Origin of the sequence: Serratia sp. SA088 (assembly GCF_049065515.1) — a bacterium.
GTDB lineage: Bacteria > Pseudomonadota > Gammaproteobacteria > Enterobacterales > Enterobacteriaceae > Serratia > Serratia nematodiphila.
On the sequence record NZ_JBAKGW010000001.1, the window covers coordinates 220,802 to 233,534 of the forward strand.

Below are 12,733 nucleotides of genomic sequence, written 5' to 3' on the forward strand. Positions count from 1 at the left end.
CCTCATACCCGTTCGATAATCAGTGCAATGCCCTGGCCGACGCCGATGCACATGGCGCACAGCCCGTAGCGCCCGCGCGTTTTTCGCAGTTGCCAGGCGGCGTTCATCACCAGCCGGCCACCGGAGGCGCCCAGAGGATGGCCGAGCGCAATCGCGCCGCCGTTCGGGTTCACCTGCGGCGCATCGTCGCGCAGTCCCAGCTCGCGGGTCACCGCCAGCGCTTGCGCGGCGAAGGCTTCGTTCAGTTCGATCACGTCCATCTGTTCGAGGGTCAGGCCGGCAATATGCAACACTTTGCGCACCGCCGCCGCCGGTGCAAAGCCCATGATCGCCGGTTCGATGCCGGTGACGGCGCTGGCAACGATGCGTGCCATTGGCCGCAGGCCATGGCGAGCCACGCTGCGCTCGCCGGCCAGCAGCAGCGCGCAGGCGCCGTCGTTCAGGCCGGATGCGTTGCCGGCCGTAATGCTGCCCTGCGGGGCGACCACCGGCCTGAGTTTTTCCAGTGCGGCTAAGGTGGTGGCGCGCGGATGTTCGTCCTGGTTGAAGGTCAGCGGCTCGCCTTTCTTCTGCGGGATAAGCATCTCGATCAGTTGGTCGCTGTAAAAACCGCTTTCCTGCGCGGCGGCGGTGCGTTGCTGGCTGCGCAGGGCGAAGGCGTCCTGATCGCGACGGCTGATACCGAATTGCGACGCCACGTTTTCGGCGGTCTGCGGCATCGTGTCCACGCCGTACAGCGCCTGCATCTGTGGGTTGATAAAACGCCAGCCCATGGTGGTGTCTTCAATCTTCATCGTGCGGCTGAAGGCGCTTTCCGCCTTGCCCATCACATAAGGCGCCCGCGACATGCTTTCCACGCCGCCGGCGATCATCAGCTCGCTCTCGCCGGTTCTGATGGCGCGCGCCGCAGCTGCTACCGCATCCAGGCTGGATCCGCACAGGCGATTGATGGTGCAGCCGGGCACCTGCACCGGCAGGCCGGCGAGCAGCAGCGCCATGCGTGCGACATTGCGGTTGTCTTCCCCCGCCTGATTGGCGCAGCCGAACAACACGTCGTCCACCTGGCTCCAGTCGAGCGTCGGATGGCGTGCCTGCAGCGCTTTCAACGGCAGGGCGGCCAAGTCGTCGGCGCGTATGCCGGCCAGGCTCCCATTGAGGCGACCGAAGGGCGTACGGACGGCGTCACACAGATAAGCTGGATTCATGGCGCGGTTCCCCGTGTTGAAGGGTGAAAGTCAGTTCGACCGGGGTGACGTCCTGCAGTTGTTGCGGGGTCAGGCCGGCAAATATTTCGCGCACCACCAGTCCCTGGGGGGTGACATCCATCACCGCCAGATCGCTGTAGATGCGGTCAATGCAGCCGACGCCGGTCAACGGATAGCTGCATTGGCGGACGATTTTGCATTCACCCGTTTTGGTCAGGTGTTCGGTCATCACAAACACCTGACGTGCGCCGATCGCCAGATCCATCGCGCCGCCGACCGCCGGAATCGCCCCCGGTGCGCCAGTGCTCCAGTTCGCCAAATCGCCGCGTTCGGAGACCTGATAGGCGCCCAGCACGCAAATATCCAGGTGGCCGCCGCGCATCATGGCGAAAGAGTCGCCGTGGTGGAAAAAGCAGCCGCCTTTCAGCAGCGTAACCGGTTGTTTGCCGGCATTGATCAATTCCGGGTCCTCTTCGCCCGGCGTTGGCGCCGGGCCCATGCCGAGAATGCCGTTTTCGCTGTGCAGGAAGATCTCTTTATCGGCCGGCAGATAGTTGGCGATCTGGGTTGGAATGCCGATACCGAGATTGACGTAGGCGCCTTCAGGAATATCGCGCGCGATGCGCTCAGCCAGCTGTTGATGGGTCAGTTTGCTCATGATGCGTTCCTTAAGCCGAAAGCTGGGCTGCACGGGGAGAAGAGGGCACCAGACGCTGCACGAAGATGCCGGGCGTGATGATGTTTTCCGGATCCAGTTCGCCCAACGGCACCATATGGTTGACTTCGACGATGGTGCAGTTGGCGGCCATCGCCATAATCGGCCCGAAGTTGCGCCCGGTTTTGTCATAGCGGAGGTTGCCCCAACGGTCGGCTTGTTCAGCCTTGATCAGCGCGAAGTCGGCCTTCAGCGGCAGTTCGAAAACGTATCGGCGGCCGTCGATCTCGCGGGTTTCCTTTCCTTCCGCCAATTGGGTGCCATAGCCGGTCGGGGTATAAAAACCGCCGATCCCGGCGCCGGTGGCCTGGATGCGCGCCGCCAGATTGCCTTGCGGAACCAGCTCCAGTTCCAACTCGCCGCGGCGGTAGAGGTCGTCAAACACCCAAGAATCTGCCTGCCGCGGAAAAGAACACACCACTTTGCGCACACAGCCGGCTTTCAGCAGAGCCGCCAGGCCAAAATCGCCGTTACCGGCATTGTTGCTGATCAGCGTAAGCGCGCGTGGCCGGCGACGGATCAGCGCATCCAGCAGTGCGTAGGGCTGCCCGGCCGGGCCGAATCCCCCAACCATAAGGGTGGCGCCATCCGGAATATCTGCGACGGCGGCGTCTGCGGACGCCATGCTTTTATCGATCATCAGTTCTCCTCAAGGCTCGGTTAGGACGTTGCGCCAACAACCAGCGGGTTTGAAATTAACCTAGAGGATGAAAAAAGCATCAGCAAGTGCGAATATCAGAACATTGTGCGATTATCGGTGCATTGAGGTTTTAGGTCTGCATTTTGTGATGCAGGCGGCTAAATTGGCATCGGATGTGATACGCAGGGCTTTGCTGCCGTATTGAGCGTGTAAATTGAGAGCAGATACTAATGGGAGGCCTGAATGAGTGAAGTTCCTGAATTTGGCACCGAAGAACTGCGTCGGCTGCAGGAGATCGGTGATTTAAGCAACGACCAGTACAAGGGCGATCCTAATTTTATGGCCTCGTTGGCCAGAGGGCTGGAGGTGTTACAGGCCTTCAAGCCACAGTATTCGCAGATGTCGGTGTCAGAGATCAGTCAACAAACCGGCATTCCGCGCGCAGCGGTGCGCCGTTGTTTGTATACCCTACGAGCGCTGGGATTCGTGCATTGTCCCGATGGGCGCCACTATCGCTTGCTGCCGCGTGTGCTAACTATCGGTCACGCTTATCTTTCCTCTTCCGAGCTGGCGAAGGCGGCGCAAAACTCGCTGGACTATCTCAGCAAATTGCTTAATGAATCCTGCTCGGTGGCGACGCTGGATGGCGATAACATTTTGTATATCGCCCGGGCCTCGGTTAAACGCATCATGACTATCGATCTGGGGCGCGGCAGCCGTCTGCCGGCCTATGCGACATCGATGGGGCTGGTGTTGCTCAGCGCGCTGGACGAGGGAGAGCTGGAGGATTATCTGTCGCGGGTCACTTTCGAACCGCTGACCGAGTTTACCGTCACCTGTGCGGAGCAGCTGCAGGAACAGTTAGCCAGAGTTCGCAGACAGGGGTATGCCATCAACGATCAACAGTTAGAGATCGGCCTGCGTTCCATTGCGGTGCCGATGCATTCACGCAAAGGCGGGGTTGTGGCGGCAATGAACGTTGGCGTCAATGCGTCGCAGATCTCGGCGGCGGAGCTGCGCGAACGAGTGCTGCCGCAGCTGCAGCGCACGGCGATGGAGCTGGCGCTGCTGCTGTAGGGAGAACGGATTAATGCAGTTCGGCGCCGCTGCGATCGGCCAGCGCTTCCAGCAGCGGGGCGGAAGGCACGAAGAACAGGGTGCCGGTCACCGCGTGGCTAAAATCGAGCAGCCGATCGTAGTTGCCGGCCGGGCGGCCGATAAACATGTTTTCCAGCATCTGCTCGATCGGCTGCGGGGAGCGCGAATAGCCGATAAAGTAGGTGCCGAACTCGCGCAGGCCGGGGCGGCCGAACGGCATGTTATCGCGCAGAATTTTCACCTCGTTGCCTTGCTCGTCGGTGATGGTGGTCAGCGAACTGTGCGACGACGACGGTTTGACCGCTTCATCCAGCTCGATGTTGGACTGCTTATGGCGGCCGATGATTTTCTCCTGCGTTTCCACGCTGAGCGAATTCCAGCCCTGCATGTCGTGCAGGTATTTCTGCACCAGCACATAGCTGCCGCCGCTGAACGCCGCGTCTTCGTCGCCGATCACCGTGTAATCGAAGGCTTCATGTCCTTCCGGGTTCTCCGTACCGTCGACGAAGCCGATCATGGCGCGCTGATCGAAGTAACGGAAGCCGTGCACCTCCTCGATCACCGTCACGGCGTCGCCGAGCTTGCCGATCAGCTGAGAGGCCAGTTCAAAACACAGATCCATTTCATCGGCGCGGATATGCAGCAGGATATCGCCGGGCGTGGCGACGGCGACGCGTTCCCCGCTGCCGATCGGGCTGAATGGATGCAGCTGGCGAGGGCGCGGCGCGCCGAACAGCGTATCCCAGGCCTCGGAGCCGAAGCCGCAGACGCAGGTGAGGTTACCCGCCGGCGCGCGTTTGCCGACCGAACGCACCACGGCGGCGATGTCGCCGCACCAGGCGCGCACCGCCGCCAGATGGGCGGGAACGGGCGACAGGGTGGCGACGATAAAGATGGCATGGCGCGTCACCGGCGTGAATACGGCTTGCGGCAGGGGGGTATTTGCATTCATTGCATTCGGCTCCAGTGTGTTCGGGTGAAATAGCTCAGATCAAATTAAAGTGCTCGTCGGGTTTCATCGGCGGTGGCAGCGGGCTTTGGTCATTCATTTCCAGCAGGTTGCGCTCAATGGTGTTGCAAATGGCGTTTAACGGCAGATGGTTGGCCGACACGCCGAATGGATCCTCCAGCTCTTCGGCCAGTGAGTCCCAGGATAAGAAGGTATAGGAAATGAACACCGAAACAAACGGTGTCATGTAATGCAGATCGGTCACCAGGGCAAAGGGCAACAGGCTGCAGAACAGGTAAACGGTGCGCTGCAGGATCAGGGTATAGGCGAACGGCACCGGGGTGCTGGCGAGCCGTTCGCAGCCGCCGAGGGCGTGGGACAGCTCGCTCAGCTTGTTGTCGAGCAGCTCGAAAGTGATGTCGCTCAATAGCCCCCGTCGGCGCAGCTTGCCGATCTCCTGGCCCAGCATCAGCAGGATGCGGTTGGTCGGCATCGGGCTGGCGATCACTTCGGCCAGCTCTTTGCTGCTGAGATTGTGGTACAGATCGGCGGTGGGATCGGTGGCGCGCAGCTGATGCTTCAGGCTCCAGCTGAAGGCGATCAGCAGCTTGGCGACCTTTTGCTGCACCGCCGGTTCGTCCGGCAGCAGGCTTTTGATCTGGCGCAGCAGGGATCGCTCGGTAATCAGCAGCGAGCCCCACAGGTTGCGCGCCTCGACAAAGCGGCTGTAGCCGGCATTATTGCGAAAGCCGAGAAAAATCGCGATGGCGATGCCCAGCAGGCTGAACGGCGCGATAGTCAAATGCACGCCGAGCTGTTCGTACCATTGGTAGCTGATCACCGCCACTATCGACATCAGCACGTTCAGCGACAGGCGAAAGGTAATTTTTGACAGCACGGATCCGTGCCAGGCGAACAGGCGAAAAAACCAGTTCTGGTGCGGGCGGATTATCATAACGTGGGCGCTTCCTGGTGTCCTGCTATTGAGAATAGTCGATTCTTATCCGGCGGCGTTAGGCCGCCGTTGTCGATTGCCAGAGCCGCTGCGGGTGCGTATAGACGGTGGCGCGCCCCGGCTTGCTGAAGCCCACCAGCGTAAGGTTGCTGCGCTCGGCCACCTCCACCGCCAGGCGGGTGGCGGCGGAAACGGCGAACAGGATCTCGACGCCGCACATGGCGGATTTTTGCACCATTTCATAGCTGGCGCGGCTCGACACCAGCGCCGCCCCTTGCAACCACGCCTGTTGGCTGCGATAACCGAGCAGTTTGTCGAGCGCCACATGTCGGCCGACGTCTTCACATCCGCCGCTGAGCGCGCCGTCCGGCTGGATCCAGGCCGCCGCGTGGGTGCAGCCGGTCAGTTTCCCCACCGTTTGCACTTCCTGCAGCTGCGCCAACGCCCGATCGAGCAGCGCCAAATCGAAACGCTGCGTGAAAGGCAGCGGCGCGATGGGCTGAGCGACCTCCTGCAGTTGCTCGACCCCGCAGACGCCGCAGCCGGTGCGGCCGGCCAGGCTGCGGCGCTTCTCTTTCAGCTGCATAAAGCGGCGGCTCGAGAGTTCCACATGCACTTCAATGCCATTGCAGGCCGGTTGCTGGCGGATGTCGTAGATATCGTCGGGGGAGGCGATGATGCCTTCGGACAGCGAAAAACCGATGGCGAAGGCCGCCAGGTCTTTCGGCGTCGCCATCATCACCACGTGGGAAATGCCGTTGTACACCAGGGCAACCGGCACTTCTTCCGCCAGCCAATCTTGTTGCGCCTGAGCCAGATCGGTGCGCTGCCAGACCGCATGGCGAGACAGGCAGGCCGAGTCTGCATCGCCGGGTTCGTCGAGAATCAAATGCTTGTTCATGATGGTTTCGCGGCGCCGGCGGATACAGCGCCGGCGTCAGATAGAGTCTGATGAGTGATAGCCGATTTTATCATAGATGGCGTGCTTGAACAGGGTGAAACGGGGCGACGTTAATCAGGCGGCTGATCAGAGGGGGGAATCTGTAGATCTCGCTGAAACCAAACGGAGTATTGGTGGGAGGAATAAGAAAATGGCTCTATGCCGTGGCGCGGTTATTGCGCCTTAAATAAGGATTGCTCAATCGATCCTTAACCCGATTGGTATTGCCCCAAAGGTGAACCTGCAAAAGCATGTTGCCTGGCGTTCGTAACGACGATGACCTGCTAATGGAAAGCAAGTCATGCAGGTATACGATTGATAAGTTGACGTCCTTCGCCCGGCGTCCGAGCGAAGGGGTTATGCTGTCACTGCGCTACCTTAATGGTGTAATTGGCAGGGATCCAGCGATAGCCATTGCCATCGGTTTTTACATGGCCGAATCCAGGGAATGAAAAATGGGCTGCTCCAACCCAACTCCCTTCTTTCGCTATTTGCGCCAAAATACGCTCGCGCGTTTTTATCGCCTGCGGCTGGGAATGCACGAATGCCTCCCACCAGCGTTGCCGGGGCATTAAATGTTCGCAACTTGCCAGCCGTTTTTATAGGGTTAAACGCATTTACTGATTCATTGAACATGCCTTTTTTATCTTCCGATACTTTATTAAGGTTGGCGGCAGGGTTTAACCAAAATTCGGCGTCTTTTTGCTCAACGTATACTTGCGCATTTGGGAATGCCGGCTTCCCATTTAATGAGATCCCGCCTGAGTGATCGCTGTGAATATGGGTAATGAGTACTGCATCAATGCTTTCTGGCGGATAACCCGCTTCCCGCAAGTTATCCAACAGATGACCTCCTGTCTTGCCAATCAGCGAACCGGCGCCGGCATCAATAAGGATTTTTTGTTTGCCAGTATCAATAACAAAGGTGTTGATTGAGGTTTCTGCTAATGACGATATCCCATCGTCAGCCAGGCGTTTTTGCAGTGTTTCTGGGGAAATATTTGTCAACAGCTGCTCTAGTGGGAGTGTAACGGTACCGTCTGAAACGGCAGTCACCGTCATTTTCCCCAGCGGCATTCGATAGTAACCGGGAGCCTGACTGTTCGTCTCCGCAAGTGCGGCAGAGGTAATCAACAGACCGGCTGCAGCAAGCAACCAACATGTTTTTCTCTGCGCTAAACTCTGTTTCATAAACTCTCCTGGAATAAAAAATCGCATTCAGATCTCAATAGTATTATCTTGGAACGATGGAACATTATTCAAATTGAATTAAATGATTATGGCTATCAGAGAAAATGATTTTAACCGCTTCGATTTGAACCTGATTAAGGTGCTAATGGTGTTATTCCGTGAGCGCAGTGTTTCACGGGCTGCTGAAAAATTACACTTGGGGCAGCCTGCGGTGAGCGGGATATTGGCCCGGCTGCGCGAAATGTTCAACGATCAACTCTTTGTCCGAACCGCGCAAGGAATGGAACCTACGCCGCGCGCAGAGGCACTTGTGCAAGCGCTGGCTCCCCTGATGGTGGAAATGCAGCAAGCTTTATTCCAGCAGCCTGTTTTCAGCCAAGCCACGACAAACACATATTCCGTTTGGGCATGGCTGATTGGGTTGAAATGTGGCTAATGCCCTCTCTGTTGGCTTTAATAAAGCAACGAGCGCCGCGAGTCGCTTTGAATGTGATAAGAATTGCGCCTTCTCAGACGGAAGAGATGCTGGAAAGCGACCATATTGATTTAGCTTTGACGGTTGCTCCTCATGGCCCGCGCTGGCTCCAGCGTGAGTCTCTAATCAATATGAGTTTTCGCACCCTGTGGCATCCGGATCAATTAGATCTGCCTGACGTATTATCGTTGGCGGATTATGTTGCACAAGAGCATCTGCTAATTCCTTACCGCGGCATTAACGCTTGCGTTATTAATCATCAATTGGGCGAATATGGGCTAAAGCGTACCGCGCTCTATACTACGACCAACTTTGCTGCTTTACCGTTAATTCTGCAAAGCACGCCTGTATTGGCGAGCGTGCCGACATGTCAAGCCGCCGTTTGGAGCCGGGATTACGGCCTGAAATATAGCAAGTTGCCCCTGGCTAATCCCCCTAGCGTTAACGTGGAAATGTTATGGCACCAGCGTTGTAGTCAGGAATCGACATTGCAATGGCTGTTGGCGCAAGTCAGGGAAGTCTCGCAGCATCTCTGCTTGTCAGAAGAAGGGGGCTGTTCCCCCCATCGTTAACACGCTGCATCAATGGGGCGGCGGCGGGCTGTTTGAGTGAATCGTTTGCGGCCCCACCAGGTTATCCACAGTTTTAGTGGATAACGTGTGCGCAAGGCAGAGTGAAACCGTTAGCAGGCGTAAAAAAAAATCGCTCAGAAAATTATTATATTACGCGGCAAAGCGCGATCCGCAGGGGGATTTGGGGTTGCGCGCGTTCGCGTTTTGTTTATGCCTTGCTGTATAAATATACAGTTTGGTTGTGATTATGCTGAGCAATTCAAGGTTGTATGCTTTTTCACCAGGTGAGTCTCTGACGTTACCGCTGTTTGCCGATCGCGTGGCCTGCGGTTTTCCTTCTCCCGCACAGCACTATGTCGAGAGCCGGCTGGACATTGGCAAGCTGCTGGTGCGGCATCCTAATGCCACTTATTTCGTGCGTGGCGCGCGGACGGAACGATCATAAAGCTGGAAGGTGACGCGCTGCAGGTCGTCGGCGGGTATCAGGCCGCGTATGATGCCGGACTGCCGGTGCAGATCCTGGTGAATGACGGCCGTATCCGGGCAAAGGAATAGACGCTGGGGTTGGAGCCTGTCCTCATCGGCGCTTTGCTGGAGACTGATGCGGAAGTATGCCGCCCCCAAACGGTAACTGATATTTTGCTGGTTGAGCAGATAGACCGCCTGACCCGTCTCAGCAACAGTGACTGGATGACGTTGAAAAAGCAGATTGAGCAGCATGAGTTACGGATTGTCAGCCTGGATGTCCCTACCTCATGGCAGGCGCTGTCAGAGAAAGATCCTTCACAGGCGGACCCGATCACCCGTGCAGTAATAACCGCCATCAATAACATGCTAATCGACCTGATGGCCGCGATGTCACATAAGGACTGGTTGAGTCGCCGCCAATGGCAAAAGCAGGGAATTGAATGGGCGCATACGTTGGGTAGATACCGGGGAAAGCAGGCAGATCAGAAACGACATCAGAAAGTCCTGTACTACCGACAGATTAAGAAACTGAGCATCCGAGAAACAGCAGACGCGACAGGCTACAGTACTTCCCAAGTTTGTCGCATTCAGGCCTTCTATAAAGAAGTTGAGACTGATTAAAAAGCAGCCTTAATGTACAATAATTTTCGATATCCAAGCTGACCCCATGAACAATCAATGAGTGAGAGGTGAAAGATGATTTCATACAAAAAAACCATACCTGCTCTTGTCATATTCGCTTTATCTAATGCAGTGGCATATGCGAATGATTTCGACAAATCAAATGAAGCGATGGCAATTTCAGCAATAGGTTTTTCTGGCTCAAATGCTCGTGTTGCACATGATGTTTGTGGGGCAACCAATGAGAAGATTGATAAATATAAAAAACAAATAAAAGACTCATTAACTAGAACATTAAAGTATGAACAGTCAGGATTCGATACGCATTGGGATAATGGTTGGAAAAATGCTGATTTTTTGGTTAAGTCATTAAGTAATGATGAAGCCTATAAAAAAGAATATTGCCGAGAGGTTTTAGATGGAATTAATAATCCTGAAATGAATTAAGGACTATTCCTTATTCGGGGTTCTACGCCGGAACCCCAGATTTTTCCGTCCGCTAAAATTATCCCCGGTTGAGCAGCTTTATACCGTCAGCTCGCAGTGGACCATCAGGGGAAATGTGGCGGTACAGCGTTTGTCGGGTGATCCCAAGCTCCTGGCATAACGTACTGACTTTCGTCTCTGGCCGTCCCATTGATGCCATTGCCAGTCGCAATTTTATTGGCGTCATTTTGTAAGGCCGTCCGCCGTTCCTCCCGTGGGATCTTGCTGAGGCAAGGCCTGCTGCTGTTCTTTGCGGCGCTGTACGCAGCAGAGACCGACGGCCGCGCGCGACTGGCTCGACACCCGCTTAGTCCCGCCCTCTGGTCAAATGCAGGCTGACGTGTACAGCCTGCAGGCAGAGGATTTCGTCTGGCAACCGGTATCGCCCGCCGTCGGCGCCGTTCGCAATGACAATCCCTCACTCATCCTGCCCATCGATACGCCAACGGTCTGAGTGCCGAATTATCCACAGTTTTGGTGGGTATCATGTGTGCAAACACACGTGAAGAACGCCAAAATCTGCAGGAAAAATCACTCAGAAAATTATTATATTACGCGGCAAAGCGCGATCCGCAGGGGAATTTGGGGTTGCGCGCGTTCGCGTTTTGTTTATGCTTTACTGTATAAATATACAGTTTGGTTATGATTATGCTGAGCAATTCAAGGTTGTATGCTTTTTCACCAGGTGAGTCTCTGACGTTACCGCTGTTTGCCGATCGCGTGGCCTGCGGCTTTCCTTCCCCGGCGCAGGACTATGTCGAGAGCCGGCTGGATATCGGCAAGCTGCTGGTGCGGCATCCCAACGCCACCTACTTTGTACGCGCCAGCGGCGAGTCGATGATCGACGGCAATATTCAGGACGGCGATCTGCTGATTGTCGACAGTGCCCTGACGCCGGAACACGGCAATATCGTGATCGCCGCCGTGGACGGTGAATTCACCGTCAAAAAACTGCAGCGCTACCCCGACGTGCGGCTGTTGCCGATGAACCCCGCCTATGCGCCAATCGTGTTCAATGACGAGGCGCAGCTGGAGATCTTCGGCGTGGTGACCTTTATCGTCTACGCGGCGCTGTAACCATGTTTGCCCTGGTAGACGTCAACAGCTTCTACGCCTCCTGCGAAACCATCTTTCGGCCCGATCTGCGGGGGCGGCCGGTGATCGTGCTGTCCAACAACGACGGCTGTGTGATCGCCCGCAGCGCCGAGGCGAAGGCGTTGGGCGTGCCGATGGGCGCGCCTTATTTCAAAATCAAAGAGGAGATGCGCCGCCGCAACGTCGCGGTGTTTTCCTCCAACTACGCGCTGTACGCCGATATGTCCCGCCGGGTGATGGACACGCTGGAGGAGATGGCGCCGGCGGTGGAGATTTATTCGCTGGACGAAGCCTTTCTGCGGCTGGACGGCGTGGCGCGCTGCGAAGCGCTGGAACCGTTCGGCCGGCGGGTGCGCGATCGCATCCGGCGCGAGCTGCATTTGACGGTCGGGGTCGGCATTGCGCCGAGCAAGACACTGGCCAAACTGGCCAACTTCGCGGCCAAGAAATGGCGCGGCACCGGCGGCGTGGTGGATTTATCCGATCCGGTGCGCCAGCGCAAGCTGCTGGCGTTGATCCCGGTGGAAGAGGTGTGGGGCGTGGGGCGCCGCCTGACACGCCAGCTGCAGGCGATGGGGATCCACACCGCGTTGCAGCTGGCGGATTGCGATACCCGGCTGGCGCGTAAAACCTTCAGCGTAGTGCTGGAGCGCACGATACGTGAACTGCGCGGCGAATCGTGCCTGCGGTGGGAAGATGAGGCGGCGACGAAAGAGCAGATCATCTGTTCCCGCTCGTTCGGCCAGCGTTTGACGCATTACCCGCACATGCGCGAGGCGATCTGCAGCTACGCCGAACGCGCCGCCGAAAAGCTGCGGCAGGAAAAGCGCTATTGCCGCAACGTGTCGGTGTTTATCAAAACCAGCCCGCATTCGGCGGGCGAAGGCTATTACAGCAATATGGGCACCGCCCGGCTGCAAACCCCGAGCAACGACAGCCGCGACATCATCGCCATGGCGGTGCGCGCGCTGGAGAGCATCTGGCAGGAGGGGCGGCGTTATCTGAAGGGCGGCGTGATGTTGGGGGATTTCAGCGCCGCCGCCATGGCGCAGATCGATCTGTTCGACGACTGCCCGCCGCGCCGCAACAGCGAGCGGCTGATGGCGACCCTCGATCGCCTGAATCAGGAAGGGCGCGGGCGCGTATGGTTCGCCGGGCAGGGGATCGTCAAACCGTGGCAAATGAAGCGCGAAATGCTGTCGCCGGCTTACACCACCCGGCTGGCGGATATCCCGCTGGTGCGGTTGGGGGAGCGGGAGCCGCGTGATGCCGAGCCGAAGGAGGAAAAACGCCGCGGGTGACAGCCGGCGGCGTGGGTAGGCT

The 12,733-nt window shown here is 57.3% G+C and carries 13 protein-coding genes and 4 pseudogenes; 9 read left to right on the top strand and 8 right to left on the bottom strand.

Annotation, left to right across the window (positions count from 1 at the left end):
* Positions 1-2: 2 nt before the first annotated feature.
* From pcaF to ACOWVD_RS01045, 3 genes are read right to left on the bottom strand one after another with little or no spacing between them, the layout of a single operon-like run.
* Positions 3-1,205, bottom strand: coding sequence for a 3-oxoadipyl-CoA thiolase (gene pcaF / locus ACOWVD_RS01035; protein ID WP_049240683.1), 1,203 nt, complete (start codon positions 1,203-1,205; stop codon positions 3-5).
* A complete protein-coding gene (locus ACOWVD_RS01040; RefSeq protein ID WP_033632707.1) occupies positions 1,183-1,863 on the bottom strand; it encodes a 3-oxoacid CoA-transferase subunit B in 681 nt (226 codons plus the stop codon). Before ACOWVD_RS01040 ends, pcaF begins: the two co-directional genes overlap by 23 nt.
* Positions 1,864-1,873: 10 nt before the next feature.
* Positions 1,874-2,560, bottom strand: coding sequence for a 3-oxoacid CoA-transferase subunit A (locus ACOWVD_RS01045; protein ID WP_421105379.1), 687 nt, complete (start codon positions 2,558-2,560; stop codon positions 1,874-1,876).
* 243 nt (positions 2,561-2,803) lie between these two features.
* On the opposite strand from ACOWVD_RS01045, the gene ACOWVD_RS01050 reads away from it, so the two are divergent.
* Entirely contained in the window at positions 2,804-3,637 is an 834-nt protein-coding gene (locus tag ACOWVD_RS01050) for an IclR family transcriptional regulator domain-containing protein (RefSeq protein WP_033632708.1), read from the top strand.
* A gap of 10 nt (positions 3,638-3,647) precedes the next feature.
* On the opposite strand, the gene ACOWVD_RS01055 is transcribed toward ACOWVD_RS01050, so the two are convergent.
* The 4 genes and pseudogenes from ACOWVD_RS01055 to ACOWVD_RS01070 form a co-directional block, all read right to left on the bottom strand.
* A complete protein-coding gene (locus tag ACOWVD_RS01055) occupies positions 3,648-4,610 on the bottom strand; it encodes a Dyp-type peroxidase (RefSeq protein WP_421105380.1) in 963 nt (320 codons plus the stop codon).
* Positions 4,611-4,644: 34 nt separating this feature from the next.
* Positions 4,645-5,562, bottom strand: coding sequence for a bestrophin family protein (locus ACOWVD_RS01060; RefSeq protein WP_004935069.1), 918 nt, complete (start codon positions 5,560-5,562; stop codon positions 4,645-4,647).
* A gap of 58 nt (positions 5,563-5,620) precedes the next feature.
* Positions 5,621-6,463 (bottom strand): formate dehydrogenase accessory sulfurtransferase FdhD, encoded by an 843-nt coding sequence (gene fdhD / locus ACOWVD_RS01065; protein WP_049240679.1) that lies wholly within the window; start codon positions 6,461-6,463, stop codon positions 5,621-5,623.
* Between the two features lie 404 nt (positions 6,464-6,867).
* A pseudogene (locus ACOWVD_RS01070) lies at positions 6,868-7,693 on the bottom strand (MBL fold metallo-hydrolase).
* Positions 7,694-7,781: 88 nt separating this feature from the next.
* Here ACOWVD_RS01070 and ACOWVD_RS01075 point away from each other — a divergent pair.
* The 5 genes and pseudogenes from ACOWVD_RS01075 (at position 7,782) to ACOWVD_RS01095 (ending at position 10,276) form a co-directional block, all read left to right on the top strand.
* The gene (locus ACOWVD_RS01075; protein WP_239504264.1) at positions 7,782-8,129 is read left to right on the top strand and encodes a LysR family transcriptional regulator; all 348 of its coding nucleotides are present in this window, start codon (positions 7,782-7,784) and stop codon (positions 8,127-8,129) included.
* On the top strand, positions 8,129-8,740 hold the full coding sequence (locus ACOWVD_RS01080; RefSeq protein ID WP_239504274.1) for a LysR substrate-binding domain-containing protein: 612 nt from the start codon (positions 8,129-8,131) through the stop codon (positions 8,738-8,740). Before ACOWVD_RS01075 ends, ACOWVD_RS01080 begins: the two co-directional genes overlap by 1 nt.
* A gap of 247 nt (positions 8,741-8,987) precedes the next feature.
* Positions 8,988-9,167 (top strand): annotated as a pseudogene (locus ACOWVD_RS01085) (DNA polymerase V); the annotation flags it as partial.
* Between the two features lie 152 nt (positions 9,168-9,319).
* Entirely contained in the window at positions 9,320-9,829 is a 510-nt protein-coding gene (locus ACOWVD_RS01090; protein WP_273874565.1) for a recombinase family protein, read from the top strand.
* 75 nt (positions 9,830-9,904) lie between these two features.
* Positions 9,905-10,276, top strand: coding sequence for a hypothetical protein (locus ACOWVD_RS01095; protein ID WP_126171699.1), 372 nt, complete (start codon positions 9,905-9,907; stop codon positions 10,274-10,276).
* A 58-nt stretch (positions 10,277-10,334) separates the two neighbouring features.
* Here the strand turns inward: ACOWVD_RS01095 and ACOWVD_RS01100 are convergent.
* A pseudogene (locus ACOWVD_RS01100) lies at positions 10,335-10,568 on the bottom strand (resolvase); the annotation flags it as partial.
* 21 nt (positions 10,569-10,589) lie between these two features.
* Between ACOWVD_RS01100 and ACOWVD_RS01105 the strand changes: the two are divergent.
* From ACOWVD_RS01105 to umuC, 3 genes and pseudogenes are all read left to right on the top strand, one after another.
* A pseudogene (locus ACOWVD_RS01105) lies at positions 10,590-10,769 on the top strand (hypothetical protein); the annotation flags it as partial.
* 188 nt (positions 10,770-10,957) lie between these two features.
* Positions 10,958-11,392, top strand: a complete 435-nt coding sequence (umuD, locus tag ACOWVD_RS01110; RefSeq protein WP_015378308.1) for a translesion error-prone DNA polymerase V autoproteolytic subunit — start codon at positions 10,958-10,960, stop codon at positions 11,390-11,392.
* Between the two features lie 2 nt (positions 11,393-11,394).
* Complete coding sequence (umuC, locus tag ACOWVD_RS01115) at positions 11,395-12,711, top strand: translesion error-prone DNA polymerase V subunit UmuC (RefSeq protein ID WP_049240676.1); 1,317 nt, start codon at positions 11,395-11,397, stop codon at positions 12,709-12,711.
* The last annotated feature ends 22 nt before the right edge of the window (positions 12,712-12,733 follow it).